Genomic DNA, 16,493 nt, shown 5'->3' with positions numbered 1-16,493 from the left:
CTGCGGGGACCTGATCATGCCAAAGAGACGGCGGCCGGCCCAGTGCGCGGGCCGGTCACCGTCTCTCGGCGCCGGGACGGATCAGGGCAGTCGGGGCGCGACGACCCATTCCCCCTGGCGCAGCACGCCCTTGAGGTCGAAGTCCGCGTCCAGCAGCACCAGGTCGGCGTCCTTGCCGGGCTCCAGGGAGCCGATGCGGTCGGACAGGCCGAGCAGACGGGCCGGGTTGACGGACAGCGCGGTGACGGCGTCCGTCACCGCCAGCCCGTCGACCGTGACCGCCCGCTTGAACGCGCGGTCCAGGGTCAGCGTGGAGCCGGCGATCGAACCGCCGTGCACCAGCCGGGCCACGCCGTCGCTGACCTCGACCTCCAGCGGGCCGAGCATGTAGCGGCCGTCGCCGGTGCCGGCCGCGTCCATCGCGTCGGTGATGAACGCGACCCGGTCGGCGCCCGCGTGACGGAAGGCCAGCTCCAGCGCGGCGGGGTGCAGATGCGTGCCGTCGTTGATCAGCTCGACCGTGACCCGCTCGTCCTCCAGCAGGGCGGCGATCGGGCCGGGGGCGCGGTGGCCCAGGGCGGGCATGGCGTTGAAGAGGTGGGTGGCGACGGTGGCGCCCGCGTCGACGGCCGCGACGGTCTGCTCGTAGGTGGCGTCCGTGTGCCCGACCGCCGCGATCACCCCGTGCTCGGCGAGCAGCCGCACCGAGTCGATGCCGCCCGGCAGTTCGGTGGCGAGCGTGACCATCCTCGCCCGGCCGCGCCCGGCGTCGATCAGCTTGCGCACCTCGGCCGGCTCCGGGTCGCGCAGCAGCTCCTCGGAGTGCGCGCCCTTGCGGCACGGCGAGATGAACGGCCCCTCGAAGTGGATGCCCGCGATGTCGCCCTGCTCGGCCAGCTCGCTCAGCAGCCCGGCCTGCCTGACCAGCAGGTCCATCTCGTCGGTGACGGTGGAGGCGACCAGCGTGGTGGTGCCGTGCAGCCGGTGGGTGCGGACGGCGGTGAGGATCTCCTCGGCCGTGCCGGAGAAGGACGCCCCGCCGCCGCCGTGGTTGTGGAGGTCCACGAAGCCCGGGACCAGCCAGTGACCGCTCACGTCGATCACCTCGGCGCCGGCCGGGGCCGCGGCGCCTCCGGGGTCCGGCGCGCCGGCCGCGGTGATCCTCGTGCCCTCCACGGTCACGCGCCCGTCGTCCACCACCCCGGTGGGCAGCACCACCCGAGCACCTGCGAGAACCAAGCTGGGAGCCATCAGGCGGTTACCTCCGAGGGGTCGGTCGTGGGGTCGGTGGAGTCGAGGAGATCCCGGGCGAGAAGCCCCGCGCCCAGGCAGCCGGCGGTGTCGCCGAGGGCGGCGGGGACGATGGACGGCAGTTTCTGGAAGGTGACCCGGCGCCGGACGGCGTCCCGCAGCGGCTGGAACAACACTTCCCCCGCCTCGGCCAGGCCGCCACCGATGATCAGCGTGCGCGGGTCCAGCAGGGTGAGCGCGGTGACCAGCCCGTCGGCGAGCGCGTCCACCGCCTCCTGCCACACCCGGACGGCGTTCGGGTCACCGGACGCGACGGCCTTGGCGCAGTCGGCGGCGTCCGCCTCCGGGTCGCCGCAGGCCGCGGCCCACGCCTCGCTGACGGCGGACGCGGAGGCGTACCGCTCCAGGCAGCCGTGCTGCCCGCAGGGGCACGCGGCGCCGCCGGGCCGTACGACGATGTGCCCGATCTCGCCGGCGAACCCGTGCGCGCCCGCCTCCACCCGGCCGTCCACGCCGATCGCGCCGGCGATCCCGGTGCCCAGCGGCACGAACAGGAACCGGTCGGCGCCCTTGCCGGCGCCGATCCGCCCCTCGGCGAGGCCGCCGGTGCGCACGTCGTGGCCGAGCGCCACCGGGACGCCGAGCCGCTCGGCGAGCAGCGCGCGCAGCGGGACGTCCCGCCAGCCGAGGTTGGCGGCGTACACGGCGATCCCGCGCTCGTCGTCGACGATGCCGGGGACCGCGATGCCGGCCGCGGCGGCGGGCTCGCCGTAGGTCTCGAGGCCGTACGCGCGCAGTTCGGCGGCGAAGCCGAGGATCGTCCCGACCACCGCGTCCGGTCCGCGCTCGCGACCGGTCGCCCGGCGGACGCGGTGCAGCAGCTCGCCGTCGTCTCCGACGAGGGCGGCCTTCATCCCGGTACCGCCCACGTCCAGGGCGATGACATGTCTCACGGGGGACAGTGTGGCCCCCTGACCCACAAGAGGTCTAGTCCACTCACGTGGTGTAGACCTTATGTGTCCACATATTGAACGGTCAGACAGCAGGGTTGGGGCTTTGAGGGTGCGTCGGCGTACGGCAGGAACGATCGCGGTGGTGTCCGCACTGGGCATGACGGCGGTTCTCGGCGGCTGCGGGAGCACGGACTCCGACGTGACCCTCAGACTCGTCGCCGCCGACTACGGCGACTCGGCGGCGAACGGCTCCAAGAAGTACTGGGACGCGCTGGCCAAGGAGTACGAGGCCGAGCACGGGGTGAAGGTCGAGGTCAGCGTCTACTCCTGGAACGACGTCGACCGCAAGGTCAAGGAGATGGTCGACGCCGGGAACGCCCCCGACCTGGCCCAGATCGGCGCCTACGCCGACTACGCGGCCGCGGGCAAGCTCTACCAGGCCTCCGACCTGCTCTCCATCCGCACCCAGGCCGACCTCCTCGCCGCGCTCTCCGACGCCGGCCAGTGGAAGCACGTGCAGTACGGCATCCCGTTCGCGGCCTCCACCCGGGTGCTCTTCTACAACAAGACCCTGTTCGACCAGGCCGGCATCACCCCGCCCACCACCTGGGACGAGCTGGCGGCCGACGCCCGCGCGCTCAAGGCCAAGGGCGTGAAGTACCCCTACGCGCTGCCGCTCGGCCCCGAGGAGGCCCAGGCCGAGACCATGCAGTGGCTGCTGGGCGGCGGCGACGCCTACACCGACGACATCGGCGCCTACAGCATCGACTCCGCGAAGAACGTGGAGACCTTCAACTGGCTCAAGGACGACCTGGTCGGCAAGGGCCTGACCGGCCCGGTCGCCCCCGGCAGGCTCAACCGCGCGGACGCCTTCGCCGCCTTCGCCGACGGCCAGGTCGGCATGCTCAACGGCCACCCCACGCTGATCCAGCAGGCCGAGAAGAAGGGCGTGAAGTTCGGCACCGTGCCGATGCCGGGCCGCACCGGCCGGGCCAAGGCCTCCATGGGCGTCGCCGACTGGATGATGGGCTTCAGGCAGAACGGGCACGCCCGCGAGATCGGCGCGTTCCTCGACTTCGTCTACGAGAAGAAGAACGTCCTCGCCTTCTCCCGCGAGTACGGGCTGCTGCCGGTCACCGACTCGGCGTCCAGCGCCATGGCCGACTCGGAAGCGCCCGGCGACAAGGCCCTGCGCCCCTTCCTCGACCAGCTCCCGGTCTCCCAGCTCTACCCTGTCGGCAAGACCTCGTGGGCCTCGGTCAGCGCGGCCGTGAAGAAGAACATCGGCCAGGCGGTCGCTCCCGGCGGCAACCCCACCGACGTGCTGGCCCGGCTGCAGTCCACGGCGTCGGCGGCGGACAGCGCCGACGTGAACTGAGACCGGCTGTCGGCGCCCGGCGCTACGGTTGCCCCATGGAGGAACTGGGCAGCCGCGAACAGGCCATCCTCGCGCTGGAGCGCCGGGGCTTCGCCGGCCCCGGCGCGAAGGAACGGGCCATCCGCGAGGAGCTGGGCCTCGCCCCGGTGCGCTACTACCAGCTCCTCAACGCCCTCCTGGACGACGCCCGGGCGCTCGCCGCGGACCCGGTCACGGTCAACCGCCTGCGCCGGGTGCGGGAGGCCCGCCGCGCGGAGCGCTGAAGCCGCGGCGCGTGCGGGGGAAACACTCCAGGAGTGACCCGGGCCCGCGCCGGATACTGTCCCTGTATGGACCTCCTGCCGACCCCGGCGACCCAGGCGGGCCGCGACGGGCTGCACACGCTGCTGGCCAAGCCCCGCGCGGCGGTGATCGGGCTCGACTTCGACGGCACCCTCGCACCGATCGTCGCCGACCCCGAGCAGGCCCGCGCCCACCCCGAAGCCGTCCCGGCGCTCGCCGCGCTCGCCCCCGAGGTGGCCTCCGTCGCCGTGGTCACCGGCCGGCCCGCCGAGGTCGCGGTGCGCTACGGCGGCTTCGCGGACGTGCCCGGCCTGGAACACCTCACCGTCCTCGGCCACTACGGCGCCGAACGCTGGGACGCCGCGACCGGCGAGGTCACCGCGCCCCCGCCGCACCCCGGTGTGGCCGCGGTCCGCGCCGAACTGCCCGGGCTGCTGGAGCGCTCCGGCGCCGGGCACGGCACCTGGACCGAGGACAAGGGCCGGGCCGTCGCCGTGCACACCCGCCGCGCCGACGACCCCCAGGCCGCCTTCGAGGCCCTGCGCGCACCCCTCGCCGAGCTCGCCGCCCGGCACGGCCTGATCGTCGAACCGGGCCGGCTGGTCCTGGAACTGCGGCCGCCCGGCATGGACAAGGGCGTCGCCCTCCTCGACCACGTCCGCCGCACCGCCGCCGGATCCGTCCTCTACGCGGGCGACGACCTCGGCGACCTGCCCGCCTTCGCGGCCGTCGAGGAGCTCCGCGCCGAGGGCGTCCCCGGCCTGCTGGTCTGCAGCGGCAGCGCCGAGGTCACCGAACTCGCCGAACGGGCGGACCTGGTGGTCGACGGCCCGGAGGGCGTCGTCGCGCTGCTGCGCGCGCTGGCGGAGCGGCTCGGCTGACCCGGCCCGCCGGTCCGCCGGCCCTCAGCCGGTCAGCGCGCCGAGCTGGTCCAGGAACCACTGCGCCGGCGGCAGCGCGGTGGCCGCGGCGGCCAGCCGCTTGGAGCGCTCGGCCCGCTCGCCCTGGGGCAGGCTCAGTGCGGCGTGCAGCGCGTCCGCCGTCCCGACGACGTCGTACGGGTTGACCACGATCGCGTCGTCGCCCAGCTCCTCGTACGCGCCCGCCTCCCGCGACAGCACCAGCGCGCACCCCTCGTCGGAGACGACGGGCACCTCCTTGGCGACCAGGTTCATGCCGTCCCGGATCGGGTTCACCAGGGCCACGTCCGCGAGCCGGTACGCGGCCAGCGAGCGGGCGAAGTCGTCCTTGACGTGCAGCACCACCGGCGTCCAGCCGGGCGTCCCGTAGTCGGAGTTGATCTCGTCCGCGACCCGCCGCACCTCGGCCGTGTAGTCGCGGTAGACCGCGAGGTCCTGGCGCGAGGGGTAGGCGAACGCGATGTGCACGACCCGCTCGCGCCACTCCGGACGGGCGTCCAGCAGCTGCCGGTACGCCAGCAGTCCGCGCACGATGTTCTTGGACAGCTCGGTGCGGTCCACCCGGACGATGGTGCGGCGCCCCTCGCCGATCTCCTCGCGCAGGGCCGCCATCCGCTCGTCCACGTCCGGCCGGTGCGCCCGCTCGCGCAGGAAGTCGGCGTCCGCGCCGAGCCCGTGCACCCCGATCCGGGTCCCGGACGGGATGCCGGGGCCGAGCACCGCGTGGCAGCAGTCCTTGAACGCGTCCGCCCAGCGCTCGGTCAGGAACGCGGCCCGGTCCGCGCCGAGGATGCCGGTCAGCAGCTCGGCGGCGATGTCGTCGGGCAGCAGCCGGAAGTAGTCCGGCGGGGCCCACGGGGTGTGCGAGAAGTGGCCGATGCGCAGGTCCGGACGGAGCTGCCGGAGCATCCGGGGGGCGAGGGCCAGGTGGTAGTCCTGGATGAGCACCGCGGCACCCTCGGCCGCCTCCTGCGCCAGCGCCTCGGCGAACGCCCGGTTGTACGCCTGGTACGAGGCCCACTGGCGGCGGAACTCCGCGTCGAGGACCGGCTCCAGCGGGGTCTGGTACAGCATGTGGTGGACGAACCAGAGCACCGAGTTGGCGATGCCGTTGTAGGCGTCGTGGTGCACGGCCGCGTCGATGTCCAGCATCCGCACGTGCTGCCCGCCGGTGTCCTCGGACGGCAGCAGGCCGCCGCCCGCCCGCCGTGCCGCCTCCCGGTCGCCGTCGCCGAGCGCGGCGCAGACCCACACCGCGTTGGCGTCCGGCCCGATGGCCGAAAGACCCGAGACCAGTCCGCCGCCGCCCCGTCTGGCGCGCAGCGAACCGTCCTCGAGCGCCTCGTACGAAACCGGGCCGCGGTTGGACGCGACCAGTACCTCAGCACCCTGCGTGGAAGCCATGATTCTCAACCTAGCCCGGCCCGGAAACGCTCAAACGTGCGCTCCGCCCCGGAAGGCGGCTGTATACGGCCGTTCTTCCGCGTTCACCGCGCCGCTCAGGCCACCCTGCGGTGCGCGTACTCCGCGATCTCCACCATCGGCGGCCGCTCCTCGGTGTCCACCGGGTAGGTGCGCGGCTCGAACCCGTCCTCGCCGCGCTCGAACTGGGTGAGCGCGGGCCGTACGAGGTGGCCGCGGGCCAGCCGGAGCTGCGCGGTGCGGTAGATCGCCGCGGCCATCCGGCCGAGCGCCTGCCCGTCCTGGTGCCGGTGCCTGCGCACCCCCACGTCCACCTGGGCCAGCGCGTCCAGGCCCACCAGGTGCAGGGCGTCCACCAGCATGCCGAGCTCCACGCCGTAGCCCACCGGGAACGGGAGCTGCTCCAGCAGCGAGCGGCGGGCCGCGTACTCCCCGCCCAGCGGCTGCACGAAGCCGGCGAGCTGCGGCCAGTGCATGTTCAGCAGGGGGCGGGCCATCAGCTCGGTGACCCGGCCGCCCTGTCCGGCGGCGCCGCCCAGCGGACGGTCGTACATCGCCTTGACCAGGTCGACGTCCGGGTCGGTGAGCAGCGGGCCGACGATGCCGAGGACGAAGTCGGAGGAGAACTCCCGCAGGTCGGCGTCGACGAAGCAGACGATGTCCCCGCTCGTCGCCAGCAGCGAGCGCCACAGCACCTCGCCCTTGCCGGGGACGGCCGGTATGCGCGGCAGGACGCTGTCGCGGTGCACCACCCGGGCGCCGGCCGCATCGGCGACCTCGGCGGTGCGGTCGGTGGACCCGGAGTCGACCACGACTATCTCGTCGACCAGCGGAGCCTGCCGCACGAGGTCGCGGCGGATGACGGCGACGATGTCGCCGACCGTCTCCTCCTCGTTCAGCGCGGGCAGGACGACGGAGACGGACTGGCCGGAGCGCTGTTTGGCGGCCAGGACTCCGTGCAGCGGGCGGTCGGCCACGGACCAGGAGCGGGTGGCCAGCCAGCGCTCGACTTCTTCCAGCACGGTCTGCGGCTCCTCACTGTCGTGATCACGCCTGTTGAGGGGGGTGATGCATCTCGCGGTTCGGACGACTATCTCAACTGTCCCGGCCGTCGGTTACAGTCTTGAACAACGCCGATGACCATCGCATGTCGGGGGTCGCCCGGCGTTCACAACCGAATACCGCTCATCCAGAGGGGCAGAGGGACACGGCCCGATGAAGCCCCGGCAACCCCCCTGAGCCGCACTCGTTTCGCGCGAGGCTCCCGGCCAGGGAAGGTGCCAAATCCGTCTCGCGGCGAGATGCGTCGTGAGGAAGATGAGGAGAAAGGGCCTCGCCTCCATGGCTGTGCAGACAGTTGCAAGCACCAGCAATCCCGCCGTCGATCTCGGCCCCGCCGCTGCCCTGAGCTGTCGCGAATGCGGCCACCGGGTACCCCTCGGACCGGTCTTCGCGTGCGAGGAGTGTTTCGGCCCGCTGGAGATCGCCTACGACTTCTCGGCCTACGACACCGAGGAACTGCGCCGGCGCATCGAGGCGGGCCCCGCGAACATCTGGCGCTACGCGCCCCTGCTGCCCGTCCCCGCCGACGTGGCCGACAAGCCGAACATCAACCCCGGCTGGACCAAGCTCGTCAAGGCCGACAACCTGGCCGCCGAGCTGGGCGTCACCGGCGGGCTGTACGTGAAGGACGACTCCGGCAACCCGACGCACTCCTTCAAGGACCGCGTCGTCGCCCAGGCCCTGGAGGCCGCGCGCGCCTTCGGCTTCACCACCCTGTCGTGCTCCTCCACCGGGAACCTCGCCGGCGCCGTCGGCGCCGCCGCCGCCCGGGCCGGCTTCCGCTCCTGCGTGTTCATCCCGCACGACCTGGAGCAGGGCAAGGTCGTCATGGCCGCGGTCTACGGCGGTGAACTCGTCGGCATCGAGGGCAACTACGACGACGTGAACCGGTTCTGCTCCGAGCTGATCGGCGACCCGGCCGGCGAGGGCTGGGGCTTCGTCAACGTCAACCTGCGGCCGTACTACGCCGAGGGCTCCAAGACGCTGGCGTACGAGATCTGCGAGCAGCTCGGCTGGCGGCTGCCGGACCAGATCGTGGTCCCGATCGCCTCCGGCTCCCAGCTCACGAAGATCGACAAGGGCCTGCAGGAGCTGATCAAGCTGGGTCTGGTCGAGGACCGGCCGTACAAGATCTTCGGCGCCCAGGCCGAGGGCTGCTCGCCGGTGTCGACCGCGTACAAGGCGGGCCACGACGTCGTACGGCCGCAGAAGCCGAACACCATCGCCAAGTCCCTCGCCATCGGCAACCCGGCCGACGGGCCGTACGTCCTGGACATCGCCCGCCGCACCGGCGGCGCGGTCGAGGACGTGACGGACGAGGAGGTCGTGGACGCGATCAAGCTGCTGGCCCGGACCGAGGGCATCTTCGCGGAGACGGCGGGCGGCGTGACCGTCGGCGTCACCCGCAAGCTGCTCAAGGAGGGCGTGCTGGACCCGGCGAAGACCACGGTCGTCCTCAACACCGGCGACGGCCTCAAGACCCTCGACGCGGTGGCCGGCACCGGCCTCACCGCCACCATCCGCCCGAACCTGGACTCCTTCCGAGAGGCTGGCCTCGCATGAGCGTGACCGTTCGCATCCCCACCATCCTGCGCACCTACACCGGCGGGCAGGCCGAGGTCCCCGCCGAGGGCGCGAACCTCGCCGAGGTCATCGAGAACCTGGAGAAGAACCACACCGGGATCGCCGCGCGGGTGCTGGACGACCAGGGCAAGCTGCGCCGTTTCGTCAACGTGTACGTCAACGACGACGACGTCCGCTTCGAGCAGGGGCTGGAGACCGCGACCCCGGACGGCGCCGGCGTCTCCATCATTCCGGCCGTCGCCGGCGGCTGACAGAATGACCGATCATTACCTTCGGTAACGCCGGTTACCCGTTGTTCATTGAATGGCCTCCTCCGCGAGAGAAGCGGAGGGGGCCATTCTGAGTGATTGAGCGCGGTAGAGTTGGGGAACCCGCTCCCGGACCGTGGGTCAGGAGCCTTGGATTCACCGCGGTGCACCCGACAAGAAACAGCCAAAGTGCGGGTGCTTTCTGCGGCTTTTGCGCATTTTATGGGGCCCGACTTGCCCTGAATTCGGGCGAATTCACGCTACATTCCGGACCGTTCGCGTCCATATTTCTCGTCCGATTGACCTGTTGCAGACGGCAGTTGGGCAGATACATTCAGCGGCGGTCGACGCGTTCCGGCGCACGCCCCCGGCCAATGGGGGGTGAGGTCTGACCCGGGTCCGCGAAGTGCGGATCTGTGCAAGGGCCAGTAATAGGGGAGTTAGGCATGGCTCAGGGCACCGTCAAGTGGTTCAACGCGGAGAAGGGGTACGGCTTCATCGCGGTCGACGGTGGTGCGGACGTATTCGTCCACTACAGCGCCATTCAGATGGACGGCTACCGCACCCTGGAAGAGGGCCAGCGGGTGGAGTTCGAGATCTCGCAGGGCCAGAAGGGCCCGCAGGCCGACATGGTTCGCCTCAGCGCCTGAACGTTTCTTGCACGAAGGGCCCGCACCTCGCACAGGGTGCGGGCCCTTCGCCGTGCCCCGGCTCGCGCGCGGGGGCGCGGGCCCGTGCGTTCGCGGGCGGCTGACTGGGCGCCCCGTACCCCGGGAGGCGCTTGCACTCGGCCATGCCGAGTGCTAATCATTGCGTTAGCACTCTGAAGGTGAGAGTGACAACGAGGACCGGGTCGGTGAGGCCCGCAGGCCAAGTGGGGCAAGGAACCGCGAGGCCGGCGAGCCGTCCGTCGCGGGCGCGGGCGCGGTCCGAAGGAATCACCCCCAGTCCTGGAGGGACCACTTCACATGGCCAAGATCATCGCGTTCGACGAGGAGGCGCGGCGCGGCCTCGAGCGCGGCATGAACCAGCTCGCGGACGCCGTCAAGGTGACGCTCGGCCCCAAGGGCCGCAACGTCGTCCTCGAGAAGAAGTGGGGCGCCCCCACGATCACCAACGATGGTGTCTCCATCGCCAAGGAGATCGAGCTCGAGGACCCGTACGAGAAGATCGGCGCCGAGCTGGTCAAGGAAGTCGCCAAGAAGACGGACGACGTCGCCGGTGACGGTACGACCACCGCGACCGTGCTCGCCCAGGCCCTGGTCAAGGAAGGCCTGCGCAACGTCGCCGCCGGCGCCAACCCGATGGCCCTGAAGCGCGGTATCGAGAAGGCCGTCGAGGCCGTCTCCGCCGCCCTGCTGGAGCAGGCGAAGGACGTCGAGACCAAGGAGCAGATCGCCTCCACCGCGTCCATCTCCGCCGCCGACACCCAGATCGGCGAGCTCATCGCCGAGGCGATGGACAAGGTCGGCAAGGAAGGCGTCATCACCGTCGAGGAGAGCAACACCTTCGGCCTCGAGCTCGAGCTCACCGAGGGCATGCGCTTCGACAAGGGCTACATCTCCGCCTACTTCGCGACCGACATGGAGCGCATGGAGGCGTCGCTCGAGGACCCGTACATCCTCATCGCCAACTCCAAGATCGGCTCCGTCAAGGACCTGCTCCCGCTGCTGGAGAAGGTCATGCAGTCGGGCAAGCCGCTGCTGATCATCGCCGAGGACGTCGAGGGCGAGGCCCTGTCGACCCTGGTGGTCAACAAGATCCGCGGCACCTTCAAGTCCGTCGCCGTCAAGGCCCCGGGCTTCGGCGACCGCCGCAAGGCCATGCTCGGCGACATCGCCATCCTCACGGGCGGCGAGGTCATCTCCGAGGAGGTCGGCCTCAAGCTGGAGAACGCGACCCTGGACCTCCTGGGCCGCGCCCGCAAGGTCGTCATCACCAAGGACGAGACCACCATCGTCGACGGCGCCGGTTCCTCGGACCAGGTCAACGGCCGGGTGAACCAGATCCGCGCCGAGATCGAGAACAGCGACTCGGACTACGACCGCGAGAAGCTGCAGGAGCGCCTGGCGAAGCTCGCCGGCGGTGTCGCGGTCATCAAGGCCGGCGCCGCCACCGAGGTGGAGCTCAAGGAGCGCAAGCACCGCATCGAGGACGCCGTCCGCAACGCGAAGGCCGCCGTCGAGGAGGGCATCGTCGCCGGTGGTGGCGTGGCCCTGCTGCAGGCCTCCCAGGTCTTCGAGAAGCTGGAGCTCGAGGGTGACGAGGCGACCGGCGCCCAGGCCGTGAAGCTCGCGCTCGAGGCCCCGCTGAAGCAGATCGCCGTCAACGCCGGCCTCGAGGGCGGTGTCGTGGTGGAGAAGGTGCGCAACCTGACCCCGGGCCACGGCCTGAACGCCGCGACCGGCGAGTACGTCGACCTGGTCGCCGAGGGCATCATCGACCCGGCGAAGGTGACCCGTTCCGCGCTGCAGAACGCCGCCTCCATCGCCGCGCTGTTCCTCACCACCGAGGCCGTCATCGCCGACAAGCCGGAGAAGGCCGCCGCGGCCGCTCCGGGCGGCATGCCGGGCGGTGACATGGACTTCTGATCCCGCGCGGATCGGCCTGTCCTTTCCGAGGGCGGCACTCCCTGTCTCAGGCAGGGGGTGCCGCCCTCGGGCGTGTCCGGGATCACACTCCTGAACGGCCGCGAAAGGAATGTGCGGGAGCCCCTGGGCGGTTGCTTAAGGAGCTGCAACAATGCGTGCGCACATACCAATCGGTCTACCGAGTCGTCACCGAGGAGCCCCCACCGTGACCGTCACGCCGCCCCCCGCGTCCCGCGCGGCCCAGATCCTCTCCCGCCCGATCACCCTGGGCGGCCTCACCGTCCCGAACCGCATCGTGATGGCGCCGATGACCCGGATGTTCTCCCCGGGCGGCGTCCCCGGCGAGGACGTGGTCTCGTACTACGCCCGGCGCGCCGCCGCCGGTGTCGGCCTGATCGTCACCGAGGGCACCTACGTCGGCCACGAGTCGGCCGGCGGCAGCAGCCGTGTGCCCCGGTTCCACGGTGAGGAGGCGCTCGCGGGCTGGGCGAAGGTCGCCGAGGCGGTGCACGAGGCCGGCGGCACCATCGTGCCGCAGCTCTGGCACATCGGCACGGTGCGCAAGCAGGGCCAGAAGCCCAACCCGGAGGCCCCCTCCCACGGCCCCTCCGGGCTGCGCGTGGACGGCACCGACGACGCCACGCCCATGACCCAGGACGACATCGACGCCGTCATCGACGCCTTCGCCCAGGCAGCGGCCGACGCCGAGCGCATCGGCTTCGACGGTGTGGAGATCCACGGCGCCCACGGCTACCTGCTCGACCAGTTCCTGTGGGAGGGCACCAACCGCCGCACCGACGCCTACGGCGGCGACCCGGTCGCCCGCACCACCTTCGCCGCGCAGATCGTGGCGGCCGTCCGCGCCGCCGTCTCCCCGGACTTCCCGGTCATCTTCCGCTTCTCGCAGTGGAAGCAGGAGGCCTACGACGCCCGTCTCGCCGAGACCCCGGAGGAACTGGAGGCCATCCTCGCGCCGCTGGCCGCCGCCGGCGTCGACGTATTCCACGCCTCCACCCGCCGCTACTGGCTCCCCGAGTTCGAGGGCTCCGACCTGAACCTCGCCGGCTGGACGAAGAAGCTCACCGGCAAGCCGGTCATCAGCGTCGGCTCGGTCGGCCTCGACGGCGACTTCATCAACGCATTCCAGGGCGAGGGCTCCCCGGTCAAGAGCATCGACAACCTGCTGGACCGCCTGGAGGCCGAGGAGTTCGACATGGTCGCCGTCGGCCGCGCCCTGCTCCAGGACCCCGAGTGGGCGGCCAAGGTGCTCGGCGACCGCTTCGACGAGCTGAAGCCGTACGACGCGGCGGCGCTGCAGTCCCTCAGCTGAGGCGGGTCCGGGGGGCGCCTAGAGGTTGCCCATCGGCTCGATGTCGACCTGGACCGGCGTCCCCCACACCCGCAGCACCTCGTAGTCGGTGAACTCGTGCACCAGCCGGTACGCCATCGCCGGCCGGGACCCGCGCCGCTGGGCGGCCAGATACGCCTCGGCCTCCCGCCGGTCCCGCCGGGGCGTGCCGCACAGCTGCCACTCCCGGCCGTTCCAGGCCTCCGGCAGCCACCGCTGCTGGGGCTGGGGGCGGTCGGCGCGGACGCCGTAGCGCGAGGGCGCGCCGGCGGGCGCCTCCCCGGCCTGCGCCCGCCCGCCGCTCTGGTACTCCGAGCGGCGGGCGGCCCGTCTGCGGGTCTCGCACAGCAGACACAGGTCGGGCGCGCTCTTGTCGACGGGCCCGTGCGGGTGCTCGGGGCACCGGGTGCTGGGCGCCCCCGCCCCCACGGACTCGTCCAGCAGGTCGAGGGCGCGCCGCAGATCGGCCTTGACCTCGTGCAGCCGGGCGTCCGGGGTGTCGGCGGACAGGGTCTCCCCGTGCTCCCCGAGCAGCCTGAGGGCGCGTCCGAGGGCGGTGAGCTGGGCGTGGTTCATGTCGGTCCGCGCAGTCCTTCGGCTTCTCCGGGGGCCAGGTTCGGTGCCGGCCGCGCCGGCAGTTCGACGGTAGCGCGCCACGGGTGGCGACGGGGCCCCGGAGCCCCGGAGACTGGTCGCGGGGCCCCGGCTCCGGGAGGTGAGGTGCGCGGCCCGCCTCGCGGGTGTGCGTCAGTGCGACTGCAGCAGTGCCGTGTAGGCGCCTTCCGCGCTTCTGCCCTCGGCCGTCCCCGCGGGGGTGTGGGCCAGGAACTCGGCGGTCGTGCCGCTGAGGACCAGCTTCCCGGACGCCAGGATCGACACGTGGTCGGCCTCCTCGGCGAGATCGGCCACGTCGTGGGTGGACATCAGAACCCTGACATCCTGCTTCAGGCTCGCCAGCAGGTCCCGGAAGACGCGGCGCTGGCGCGGGTCCATTCCGGCCGTCGGCTCGTCCAGGAGCAGTACGCGCGCCTCGTGCACCAGGGCGCAGGCCACGCCGACGCGGCGCAGCTGACCTCCGGAGAGCCGGTCCGTCCTCTCCCTCGCCTTCCTGCCCATCTCCACGCGGGCCAGTGCCCGGGGCGCCTCGTCCCAGGCGGCGCGCCGGTTCATTCCCTTCAGCCATCCCGCATAGGCGACGTACTCCCGCACGGTGAGGGAGGGCAGCGGGGTGACGGTCTGCGGCATCCAGGCCACCGCGCGGCGGTACTCCTTGGACCGCGCGGAGACGCCGTCGAGCGTCACCGTCCCCTTCCGGGGGGAGGTGACCCCGGCGGCGAGCTTGAGCAGGGTGGACTTTCCGGCGCCGTTGGGTCCGAGCAGAATCGTCAGTCCGTCCGGGAGCCGGTAGCCGAAGTCCGAGAGCACGGGACGCCGACGGCGCCCGTAGCCATAGCTGCAGGATTCCATTACGACGGTCATGCGGACCTCCGAGCGAAGAAGAGATGGGCGCCGATGCCGGTGGCGAGCATCAGCGCGGCGCCGGTGGTGGCGTACCAGGTGTGGGCGGGCTCGAGCAGCACGGTCCACGGGTACGGATCGTTCGGGCGGCGCAGACCGAACATGACCACCACCAGGGGCCACACCGCCGGCATGAGCACCGCGGAGCCGCCGAACAGCGCGCCGCACAGCAGGGTGAGGCCCACCAGGAAGGCGGTGTTGCGGCCCAGGGACTCGGCGGCACGGGAACCGGTCGCGGCCGCCACGGCGGAGCCCAGCGGAGAGGTGAGCGCGACGACCGCGAGCGCGAGCAGCGCGTCGTACTGCCGTACCCGCCGGATCCCCGACTCCTCCGCCGGAACGAACCGTGATCCCAGGCAGTTGAAGAGGACCGCCGCCGGTACGAGCGGTACGAAGACCATGGCCTGCACCCCTTCCGAGGTGCCCAGGGAGATCGACGGCAGGTGGACCGGGCCGTCCTGTACGACGGCGGCCAGCAGGACGAACAGCAGGAGTCCGGCCGGCAGATGCGTGTGCACCCGCCGCGCCTTGAGCCACCAGGTCATGACGCCTTCCCGCACGCGGACGCGACGGTGCGCCGGAACCACTCCGCCTGGTCGGCGCCGTCCATGCCGAGGACCTTGTTCACCCGGGCCCGCAGCAGTTCCCGCTTGCCCGCGGTGAAGTCGGGTTCGGTGGACAGACGCCGCAGGTAGACGTCGCCCTGGCCGACCCTCATGGACACCCAGTAGTAGACGAGGCGGGCGGGCTCCGTCGCGGGCGGCGCACATTCGAAGCGCACCGCCGCACGGGCGACCTGGTACGGCGTCATGCCCGCCGCCTGGCTCGCGCCGAGCGGGAGGTGCCAGTCGGTGGTCGTGGACGGCTCCGGGTACCGCACCGCGGCGAGGGTGTCCGTCAGCGTGGCGGGGTGAGCCTCGACGCCCGCTCCGCGGAGGGTCCGCAGGGTGCCCGTGACCTCCTCGCGCAGAGCGGGGAGTTCGGCGGCGTAGGCCGAGGGGGTGCAGATGCGAGGGCTGCCGCTCGTGCAGGACATCGATCCGTTCCCGGTGCTCCGCGGCCCGATGTAGCTCCAGTCCTTGACGATGGCGTAGCCGCCGCCGAAGCAGGACAGCGCCAGTGCCCCGGCGAGGGCGGCGCGCAGCCACGCCCGGGGTATGCCCGACCAGAGCAGGGCCACCGCCGCGGCGGCGCCGAGGCCGACCAGGAGAGGAGCCACCAGGGCGGCCGCGGTCGGCAGTTCGCCGAACATCAGCCTGCCCGGGTAGAGGCTGGTGAGATGCCGGGGCCAGGGGACCGTGAGTCCGGTGGACCAGCCGAGGGCCAGGAAGTCGAGGACCGCGATCACCGGGACCGCCGCGATGTGCCGGACCGCCGTTCCCCAGCCGAACCCGATCACCGCGTGGGCCGCGCAGAGCGCCATGGCGAGCACCAGGAGGCCCGCTCCCGCCGTGTTCGGCGGGGTTCCCGTCTGGATCAGCCCGCATACGACGGGCAGGATCAGGACCAGCCAGGCCAGCGCGACCACGGGGACGAGGCTGTGCGCGGCGATGGCGTAACGGGAACGCACGGCGCCCCACTGCCAGATGTCCGCGTTGCCGAGCTTGCGCGCCTCCCAGGCGCCCAGGGCCGCGGCGACCGCGTAGGCGACGGGTACCAGGTTGCGCAGCACCCCGTCGACGACGGTGGGCGCGTAGTCGAGCGGGTCGAGTCGCAGGTCGGACGTGATGTCCGTGAAGTAGTAGGCGAGCACGAGCAGCAAGACGACGGGCGACGCCCACAGCACACTGCTGGACCGGATTCGGGCGAGCGGTTTCAAGGGGTTCCTCGCGGGGCTCGGGACGGGCTGAGGCGGAAGGGGGGGGACGGGGGGAACCCCACCCCCCCCCCACAAAACCACCCTCCCGCCCCCTTGTTTTTCCCCGCACCCCACCCC

Annotated in this window: 16 protein-coding genes and 1 riboswitch; of the genes, 8 read left to right on the top strand and 8 right to left on the bottom strand. The window is 72.1% G+C overall.

What is annotated here, in order from left to right; all coding sequences use genetic code 11:
- Positions 1–81: 81 nt before the first annotated feature.
- Positions 82–1,251, bottom strand: a complete 1,170-nt coding sequence (gene nagA, locus ACZ7JA_RS22040) for an N-acetylglucosamine-6-phosphate deacetylase (RefSeq protein ID WP_404033362.1) — start codon at positions 1,249–1,251, stop codon at positions 82–84.
- Positions 1,251–2,204 (bottom strand): ROK family protein, encoded by a 954-nt coding sequence (locus ACZ7JA_RS22035; RefSeq protein WP_470809891.1) that lies wholly within the window; start codon positions 2,202–2,204, stop codon positions 1,251–1,253. The genes nagA and ACZ7JA_RS22035 overlap by 1 nt, the downstream gene beginning before the upstream one ends.
- Positions 2,205–2,265: 61 nt before the next feature.
- On the opposite strand from ACZ7JA_RS22035, the gene ACZ7JA_RS22030 reads away from it, so the two are divergent.
- The 3 genes from ACZ7JA_RS22030 (at position 2,266) to otsB (ending at position 4,745) form a co-directional block, all read left to right on the top strand.
- Positions 2,266–3,582 carry an extracellular solute-binding protein gene (locus ACZ7JA_RS22030; protein WP_470809889.1) on the top strand — a complete coding sequence of 439 codons (1,317 nt, stop codon included), beginning with the start codon at positions 2,266–2,268 and terminating at the stop codon, positions 3,580–3,582.
- Between the two features lie 35 nt (positions 3,583–3,617).
- Positions 3,618–3,845: a DUF3263 domain-containing protein gene (locus ACZ7JA_RS22025; RefSeq protein WP_351665974.1), complete on the top strand. Its 228-nt coding sequence runs from the start codon at positions 3,618–3,620 to the stop codon at positions 3,843–3,845.
- 66 nt (positions 3,846–3,911) lie between these two features.
- Complete coding sequence (otsB, locus tag ACZ7JA_RS22020; protein ID WP_351665972.1) at positions 3,912–4,745, top strand: trehalose-phosphatase; 834 nt, start codon at positions 3,912–3,914, stop codon at positions 4,743–4,745.
- A gap of 24 nt (positions 4,746–4,769) precedes the next feature.
- Here the strand turns inward: otsB and ACZ7JA_RS22015 are convergent, their stop codons facing one another.
- Positions 4,770–6,188, bottom strand: a complete 1,419-nt coding sequence (locus ACZ7JA_RS22015) for an alpha,alpha-trehalose-phosphate synthase (UDP-forming) (RefSeq protein ID WP_389303075.1) — start codon at positions 6,186–6,188, stop codon at positions 4,770–4,772.
- 95 nt (positions 6,189–6,283) lie between these two features.
- Entirely contained in the window at positions 6,284–7,228 is a 945-nt protein-coding gene (locus tag ACZ7JA_RS22010) for a glucosyl-3-phosphoglycerate synthase (protein WP_470809886.1), read from the bottom strand.
- A 160-nt stretch (positions 7,229–7,388) separates the two neighbouring features.
- Positions 7,389–7,530: riboswitch (SAM riboswitch) on the top strand.
- Positions 7,531–7,547: 17 nt separating this feature from the next.
- Here ACZ7JA_RS22010 and thrC point away from each other — a divergent pair.
- The 5 genes from thrC (at position 7,548) to ACZ7JA_RS21985 (ending at position 13,021) form a co-directional block, all read left to right on the top strand.
- Complete coding sequence (gene thrC / locus ACZ7JA_RS22005) at positions 7,548–8,831, top strand: threonine synthase (protein ID WP_351665966.1); 1,284 nt, start codon at positions 7,548–7,550, stop codon at positions 8,829–8,831.
- Positions 8,828–9,103, top strand: a complete 276-nt coding sequence (locus ACZ7JA_RS22000; protein ID WP_351665964.1) for a MoaD/ThiS family protein — start codon at positions 8,828–8,830, stop codon at positions 9,101–9,103. The genes thrC and ACZ7JA_RS22000 overlap by 4 nt, the downstream gene beginning before the upstream one ends.
- A gap of 443 nt (positions 9,104–9,546) precedes the next feature.
- Positions 9,547–9,750 (top strand): cold-shock protein, encoded by a 204-nt coding sequence (locus tag ACZ7JA_RS21995; protein WP_004929928.1) that lies wholly within the window; start codon positions 9,547–9,549, stop codon positions 9,748–9,750.
- Positions 9,751–10,068: 318 nt separating this feature from the next.
- Complete coding sequence (gene groL, locus ACZ7JA_RS21990) at positions 10,069–11,691, top strand: chaperonin GroEL (RefSeq protein ID WP_351665962.1); 1,623 nt, start codon at positions 10,069–10,071, stop codon at positions 11,689–11,691.
- 205 nt (positions 11,692–11,896) lie between these two features.
- The gene (locus ACZ7JA_RS21985) at positions 11,897–13,021 is read left to right on the top strand and encodes an NADH:flavin oxidoreductase (protein WP_351665959.1); all 1,125 of its coding nucleotides are present in this window, start codon (positions 11,897–11,899) and stop codon (positions 13,019–13,021) included.
- Positions 13,022–13,039: 18 nt separating this feature from the next.
- Here ACZ7JA_RS21985 and ACZ7JA_RS21980 read toward each other — a convergent pair whose 3' ends face one another.
- The 4 genes from ACZ7JA_RS21980 to ACZ7JA_RS21965 form a co-directional block, all read right to left on the bottom strand.
- Positions 13,040–13,615, bottom strand: coding sequence for a hypothetical protein (locus ACZ7JA_RS21980; RefSeq protein WP_470809882.1), 576 nt, complete (start codon positions 13,613–13,615; stop codon positions 13,040–13,042).
- Between the two features lie 171 nt (positions 13,616–13,786).
- The gene (locus ACZ7JA_RS21975) at positions 13,787–14,518 is read right to left on the bottom strand and encodes an ATP-binding cassette domain-containing protein (RefSeq protein ID WP_470809880.1); all 732 of its coding nucleotides are present in this window, start codon (positions 14,516–14,518) and stop codon (positions 13,787–13,789) included.
- Positions 14,515–15,102 carry a hypothetical protein gene (locus ACZ7JA_RS21970; protein ID WP_470809877.1) on the bottom strand — a complete coding sequence of 196 codons (588 nt, stop codon included), beginning with the start codon at positions 15,100–15,102 and terminating at the stop codon, positions 14,515–14,517. Before ACZ7JA_RS21970 ends, ACZ7JA_RS21975 begins: the two co-directional genes overlap by 4 nt.
- Positions 15,099–16,376: a hypothetical protein gene (locus ACZ7JA_RS21965; RefSeq protein WP_470809875.1), complete on the bottom strand. Its 1,278-nt coding sequence runs from the start codon at positions 16,374–16,376 to the stop codon at positions 15,099–15,101. Before ACZ7JA_RS21965 ends, ACZ7JA_RS21970 begins: the two co-directional genes overlap by 4 nt.
- Positions 16,377–16,493: the final 117 nt, after the last annotated feature.

Source organism: Streptomyces sp. NPDC038135, from assembly GCF_055601245.1.
Note: the sequence above shows the minus strand (reverse complement) of the source record. Positions and strands in the feature narration are given on the sequence as shown.